Here is a 4,912-nt window from a genome sequence, read left to right on the forward strand (position 1 = left end):
ACCCGGTGGCGGCGACCGCCGTCGCGGGCAAGCTCGGGCTGCCGCGCCGGCTGGTGTCGATCCTGGAGGGCGAGGGGCTGTTCAACGACGTGACGGCCATCGTGCTGTACCACGTGGCCATCGCTGCCGCCGTCAGCGGCACCTTCTCGCTGCCGAGGGCCGCGCTCGACTTCCTGCTGTCCGCCGTCGTCGCCGTGGCGATGGGTTTCGGGCTCGGGTGGGGTACGAACCGGCTGTTGGACTACCTCGGGGACCCGACGCTGCAGATCGGGCTGACCCTGATCGTGCCGTACGCCTCGTACGTGCTGGCCGAGGAACTGCGCGGGTCCGGGGTGCTGGCGGTGCTCACCACGGCGTTGTTCCTGGCGGAGTACGCGAACGACGCCGACGACGTCATGACGCGGCTCGCCGGGCACACGTTCTGGGACATCGTCGACACATTGGTCACCGGGGTCGCGTTCGGGCTCATCGGGCTCGAACTGCACAACGCGATCAGGACGGCGTCCGGGCGGTGGGAGGAGATGCTCGGGTGGGCCGCCGCGATCGTGGGGGTCGTCGTGTTCGTACGGCTGGCGTATCTGCTGCCCGCGACCTGGCTGACGAAGCGGTTGCACGCGAAGCGGGACCACGACGAGGACATTCCGACGAGTTGGCGGGAGACCGTCGTCATGTGGTGGGCCGGGATGCGGGGAGTGGCCTCCGTCGCCCTCGCGCTGGCCATTCCGCTGGAGACGGACAGCGGGGCGCCGTTTCCCGACCGGGACGAGATGGTGTTCATCGCGTTCGGGGTGATCATGGCGACGCTCGTGGTGCAGGGGCTGAGTCTGCCGTGGCTGGTCCGGAAGCTGGGGGTACGGGCCGACACGGATCGGGAGCAGGAGTTCGAGAAGGCGCTGGCCCTGCGGGCGGCGAAGGCGGCGAAGCGGCGGCTGCGGGAGATCGAGGAGGTCGAGGAACTGCCGGACGAGCTGTCCGAGCAGTTGTTGCGGCGGGCGTTCGACATCGGGTTCCGGATCAGTCCCGACATGGGGGAGGACGAGCGGCGGGAGGGGCACGAGCATCGGGTTCGGCGGATCAAGAGGGTTCGGCGGATTCAGGGGGAGATGCTGTCGGCGGCTCGGCATGAGGTGTTGGCCGCGCGGAGTGAGGCCGGGGCCGATCCTGAGGTGGTGGATCGGGTGTTGCGGCATTTGGATGTGCGGAGCCTTCGGTGATCTTTTTTTGGGCTTTCCCGCCGGCTCCGCCCGTTTCAACCTCGCATACAAGGTGGGGGTTTCCAGCGGGGGTTCGCGTTCGTTGGCGGGCGTGCGTTCGTTGTGGCTGAACGCGCCGTTCCCCGCGCCCCTTTGGGGCGCCCCTGTGTGGGCTTGCCTCATCGGTTGCCGGGGCTTTAACCCCGGCCCGTTCGTGGGGGTTCTACCGCTCGGCCCCGTGTTGTTCGCGGGGGCCGGCCGTCGTTGCCGTTCGGGTGGGTGCCCGGGGGGAGGATCGCGTCGGCCGTGTTGACCCGGGGCAGGGCGTAGGGGTGGTGGGCGGTCAGCCAGCGGATCATCTGTTCGCGGACGGTGACGCGGACCGTCCAGATGTCGTCCGCGTCCTTCGCGGTGACCAGGGCGCGCACCTCGATGGTGCTGGGGGTGGCGTCGGTGACGGCGAGGCCGTAGTCGCGGCCGTCCCAGGCGGGGCACTCGCGGAGGATGTCGCGGAGCTTGTCGCGCATCTCCTCGACGGGCGCGCTGTGGTCCACGTGGAAGAAAACCGTCCCGGTCATCTGCACGCCGCCGCGGGACCAGTTCTCGAACGGCTGGGACGTGAAGTACGAGACCGGCATGGTGATCCGGCGCTCGTCCCAGGTGCGGACGGTCAGGAACGTCAGGGTGATCTCGTCGACCGTGCCCCACTCGCCGTCCACCACGACCGTGTCGCCGATGCGCACCATGTCGCCGAAGGCGATCTGCAGCCCGGCGAACATGTTGCTGAGCGTGGACTGCGCGGCGACACCGGCGACGATGCCGAGGATGCCGGCCGAGGCGAGCAGGGAGGCGCCGGCCGCGCGCATCGCGGGGAACGTCAGCAGCATCGCGGCGACCGCGACCACACCGACGATCGCCGACACCACCCGCTGGATCAGCGTCACCTGCGTACGGACCCGGCGGACCCGGGCCGGATCGCGGTGGGCGTTGGCGTAGCGGGAGTACGACGAGTCGACGATCGCCGTCGCGATACGGACCACGAGCCAGGCCGTGGAGCCGATGAGGACCAGCGTCAGGATCTGGCCGATCGAGGCGGAGTGGTCGACGGCGATCTCGGCCTGGTCGTAGGACCCTCTCAGCAGCGCCGTGCACATCACCACCTGCAGTGGCAGGCGACAGCGGCGCAGCAGGCCCCACAGAGGGACCCCCTGGTGGCGTTGGTCGGCACGCTTCAGCAGCAGGTCGGCGATCCAGCCGACCAGCAGCGTCAGTACGAGCGAGCCGCCGACGACGATCAGCGGGCGCAGCACGTTCTCCATGCCCTCGACCGTAACCGGACAGGGGCCGTCATGAACATGTGGTCTCGGCCCCATCGTCCACCGGGCGCTGTTCGCCCCTGTTCCGGCGGCCCAGGCCCAGGCCCGAGCCCGCGTCCGGCGGCCGGGTCCGGTCCGGCCCGGGCATTGTCGGTCCCGGCTGGCACCATGGGCTCATGAACATCATGCTCTTCCATTCGACCTACGGGCTGCGGCCCGCGGTGCGCGACGCGGCGGACCGGCTGCGCGCGGCGGGACACGAGGTGTGGACGCCCGATCTCTTCGACGGGCGCACCTTCGAGACCGTCGAGGAGGGCAGGGCCTTCAAGGACGAGCTCGGCAAGGAGGAGCTGCTGAAGCGCGCGATCCTGGCCGCGGCTCCGTACTCGGACCGGGGGATCGTGTACGCGGGGTTCTCGCTCGGCGCGGCGACCGCCCAGACCCTCGCGCTCGGCGACAGCAAGGCCCGCGGGCTGCTGCTCCTGCACGGCACGTCCGACATCGCGCCGAACGCCTCGGTGGACGATCTGCCGGTCCAGCTGCACGTCGCGGAGCCGGACGCCTTCGAGCCCGACGACTGGCTGAGCGCCTGGTATCTCCAGATGGGGAGGGCGGGCGCCGACGTGGAGGTGTACAGATACGCGGGGGCCGGACACCTCTACACCGACCCCGGTCTGCCGGACTACGACAAGGAGGCCGCCGAGGCCACCTGGCAGGTGGCGCTCGGCTTCCTCGACAGCCTGTAGCCCGGCTGACGTCCGGCTGTAGTCCGGCGGCGACGGACTTCATCCCGTCTGCGACGGACTCCGTCCCATTGGTGCCGGACTCTCCGTCCCGTCCGTGCCGGATCAGACCGGGGCGTACACCCGCTCCACCTTCTGCGTGCCGCTGCGCGTGCGGTACGAACGGGCCCAGGACGCCGTCGCGTTCGCGGACGTGCGGCTGGACAGCACGTAGTAGTCCATCTGCGCCCGCTCGGCGGTGAGGTCCAGGACGCCGTAGCCGTGGCGGTCGGTGTCGACCCAGTGGACGTGCCGGTTGGCGGCCCGGATCAGCGGTGAGGCGAGGGCGGAGACCGTGCCCTCCGGGACCTTGACGAGGTCGTCGAGGTTGTCGGAGGTCACCGACGTGACGACGAACTCGGTGGCGGCGGACGCCGACAGCGGATACGTACCGGCGTTGTACGGCACGTCGTTGGCCCAGGCCATGTGGATGTCGCCGGTGAGGAAGACCGTGTTGCGGATCGCGTTGTCCCGCAGATGCGTGAGCAGTTCGCGGCGGTCGTCGGTGTAGCCGTCCCACTGGTCGGTGTTGAGGGCCAGGCCCTCCTTGGGCAGGCCGAGCAGCTCGGCGAGCGGTTTCAGGAGTTCGGCGGAGAGCGAGCCGAGGGCGAACGGCGCGATCATGACGGAGTTGCCGACCAGCCGCCAACTCGTGTCGGAGGACTTCAGGCCAGCCTTCAGCCAGTCGAGCTGGGCCCGGCCGGTGAGCGTACGGTTCGGGTCGTCCACCGAGCCGTTGCCGACCTTCACCTGCTGCGAGCGGTACGAGCGCAGGTCGAGCAGTGAGAGGTCGGCCAGCTTGCCGAAGCGCAGCCGCCGGTAGGTGGTCCCCGCGATCGCGGGCCGCACCGGCATCCACTCGAAGTAGGCCTGCTTGGCGGCCGACTGACGTGCGGACCAGGCGCCCTCCGCGCCCTCGGTGTGGTTCTCGGCACCGCCCGACCAGGTGTCGTTGGCGAACTCGTGGTCGTCCCAGATCGCGATGACGGGGGCCGCGGCGTGCAGGGCCTGAAGGTCCGGGTCGGTCTTGTAACGGCCGTGCCGGGTGCGGTAGTCGGCGAGGCTGACTATCTCGTGCGTCGGGGCGTGCGGGCGTACGACGGTGTCACGCGTCCCGTACTCGCCTGTGCCGTACTCGTAGATGTAGTCGCCCAGATGCAGCCAGGCGTCCAGGTCGCCGCGCGCGGCCAGGTGCCGGTAGGCGGCGAAGTAGCCGGCCTCCCAGTTGGCGCAGGACACCACGCCGAAGCGCATGCCGGTCACGGCCGCGTCATGGGCCGGGGCGGTGCGGGTGCGGGCGGCCGGTGAGTCCGTGCCACCGCTGGAGAAGCGGAACCAGTAGGCCGTGGCGGGCTTCAGACCGCGGATGTCGGCCTTGACGGTGTGGTCGGAGGCGGCGGTCGCGGTGGTGGAGCCCTTCGCGACGACGTTCGTGAACGCCTTGTCCGTGGCCACCGTCCAGCCGACCTCGACGTCGGGGCCGAGCCCGGAGCCGGGTGTCGCCGCGGCCGTGGGAGTCACCCGGGTCCACAGCAGGACGCCGTCGGGCAGCGGGTCGCCGGAGGCGACGCCGTGCAGGAAGGCGGGGGCCTCGGCGGCGCGGGCCGGCAGCGCGGCGGCG

4 protein-coding genes are annotated in these 4,912 nt (G+C 70.6%); 2 read left to right on the plus strand and 2 right to left on the minus strand.

Features of this window, described 5'->3' with window-relative positions:
- A partial coding sequence (locus tag O3Q52_RS48910) for a sodium:proton antiporter (RefSeq protein WP_269654900.1) occupies window positions 1-1,214 on the plus strand: 1,214 nt, incomplete at its 5' end.
- A gap of 176 nt (window positions 1,215-1,390) precedes the next feature.
- On the opposite strand, the gene O3Q52_RS48915 is transcribed toward O3Q52_RS48910, so the two are convergent.
- Window positions 1,391-2,512, minus strand: coding sequence for a mechanosensitive ion channel family protein (locus tag O3Q52_RS48915; protein ID WP_269654901.1), 1,122 nt, complete (start codon window positions 2,510-2,512; stop codon window positions 1,391-1,393).
- A 173-nt stretch (window positions 2,513-2,685) separates the two neighbouring features.
- On the opposite strand from O3Q52_RS48915, the gene O3Q52_RS48920 reads away from it, so the two are divergent.
- A complete protein-coding gene (locus O3Q52_RS48920) occupies window positions 2,686-3,255 on the plus strand; it encodes a dienelactone hydrolase family protein (RefSeq protein WP_189840316.1) in 570 nt (189 codons plus the stop codon).
- A gap of 102 nt (window positions 3,256-3,357) precedes the next feature.
- On the opposite strand, the gene O3Q52_RS48925 is transcribed toward O3Q52_RS48920, so the two are convergent.
- Window positions 3,358-4,912: alkaline phosphatase (locus tag O3Q52_RS48925; RefSeq protein WP_269654902.1), on the minus strand; the 1,555-nt coding region annotated here is incomplete at its 5' end.

This window comes from Streptomyces sp. ActVer, from assembly GCF_027270795.1.
GTDB lineage: Bacteria > Actinomycetota > Actinomycetes > Streptomycetales > Streptomycetaceae > Streptomyces > Streptomyces umbrinus_A.